The organism is Arthrobacter sp. SPT-J7, from assembly GCF_059089965.1.
This window is the reverse complement of sequence record NZ_JBNHFF010000391.1, coordinates 1-1,757: the sequence shown is the minus strand read 5'-3', so window position 1 is coordinate 1,757 and position 1,757 is coordinate 1. Positions and strand designations below refer to the sequence as shown.

The following is a 1,757-nucleotide window of genomic DNA, read 5'->3' as shown; positions in this document are numbered from 1 at the left end:
GGATTACGGGCCGGCGGAAGCGTGAGCCGGTCCTCCAGGAGGAAGCCAATGGTTTCCAGGGCGTCACCCTTGGTGTGGCCGATCAGGCCGACAGGTCCACGCTTGATCCAGCCGGTAGCGTAGATTCCCGGGACCGGGTTGCCTTCGGCGTCCAGTACGCGGCCGCCTTCGTTGGGAATGACTCCGCGTTTGGCGTCGTACTCCAGCTCGTCGAGGGCCGAGCCGTGGTAGCCGATGGCGCGGTAGACGGCCTGCACGGGGTAGTCCATAAACTCGCCCGTGCCCTTGGCGTTGCCGGTGCCGTCAAGCTGCATGCGCTCGAATTTGATGCCCGCCACCTTGCCGGACCCGCCGTCGTCATAAATCTCGACCGGACTGTGCAGGAAGTGCAGGTGCAGGCGGCGGGAGGACGGGTTCTCCGACTCGGCGTGTTCCTCAACGAGCCAGTTGGTGAGCGTGTTCACCATGGTCTTGATCTGGTTGTTGCTGCGGATCGCTTCATCGGAAGCCTCATCGAACTCGAAGTCCTCGGGATAGAGCACGATGTCCACGTCATTCATGTGGCTGAGCTCCCGCAGCTCAAGGGGGGTGAATTTCACCTGGGCCGGGCCGCGGCGGCCGAAGACGTGCACGTCCGTGACAGGCGAAGCCTTCAGCCCCTTGTACACGTTGTCGGGAATTTCGGTGGAAAGCAGCTCCTCCGGGTGCTTCACCAGCATCCGGGCCACGTCCAGGGCAACGTTGCCGTTGCCGATCACCGCAATGTCCTTCGCTTCCAGCGGCCAGTCACGGGGAACATCAGGGTGCCCGTCGTACCAGGAAACAAAGTCAGCGCCGCCGAAGGAGCCCTGCAGGTCGACCCCCGGGATGGCCAGGTCCGCATCCTTGACCGCCCCGGTGGAGAAGATGACGGCGTCGTAGAACGCACGGAAGTCGTGCAGGGTGAGGTCCCGCCCGTAGGTCACGTTGCCCAGGAACCGGATGTCACCGCGGTCCAGGACTTTGTGCAAGGCGTTGACGATGCCCTTGATCCGGGGATGGTCCGGCGCCACACCGTACCGTATCAGTCCGTACGGCGCAGGATAGGCCTCGAAGAGGTCGATGCTGACCTCGAAGTCGCCGTCTTTGACGCCCCTGGACTTGGTAAGGATATCCGCAGCGTAGACACCGGCAGGTCCCGCGCCCACAATCGCTACGCGCAGGGGACGTGCGGGGGTGCTTTCGCCGTGGTTGGACACCTGGGACCCTTCTGGCCGATGACGATACGCCGCAGGTGCAGCGCACAGTCACTTATTCTAATTGTCCCGTTCCGGGAAATAATGCTGCCCGTGACGCCGTGCCCTAGCCGCTTTTGGCAAGCGGCACCACGTTGCCTTCGCGGTAAAGCAGCGCACGCAACTCCGATTCGGCGGAGTCGGGCCGCTTGGGGTCGATGGTTTCGCCCTCGTGGTAGTGGTCCAGCACGCGCGGGTCAACATAGCTCTTACGCGCGATCGACGGCGTATTGCCAAGCACCTCGGACGCTTCGATCATGGCACGGCTGATGGCCCGCTTTCGTTTGGCCGCCGTCCGCTGGGGGCCTGTCCTGGCGAGGCTGGCGGCAGCCGCCACTGTGCCCCGCAGGGTCCGGAAGTCCTTGGCGGTGAAGTCAGAACCAGTCCGCTCCTTCACGTACACATTGATGTCCGCGCTGGTGACCGGCCGCCAGTGCCGGCCTTCCTTATACGCCAGGAGCCTCGCGTTGGCGCCGCGGCGCT

At 64.2% G+C, this 1,757-nt stretch carries 1 protein-coding gene and 1 pseudogene; both read right to left on the bottom strand.

What is annotated here, in order from left to right; genetic code table 11:
• Positions 1 to 1,238, bottom strand: a 1,238-nt coding sequence (locus AC5RWX_RS32945; RefSeq protein WP_494100369.1) for an FAD-dependent oxidoreductase, incomplete at its 3' end; no start/stop codon positions are given.
• A gap of 103 nt (positions 1,239 to 1,341) precedes the next feature.
• Positions 1,342 to 1,757: pseudogene (locus tag AC5RWX_RS32940) on the bottom strand (DNA topoisomerase IB); the annotation flags it as partial.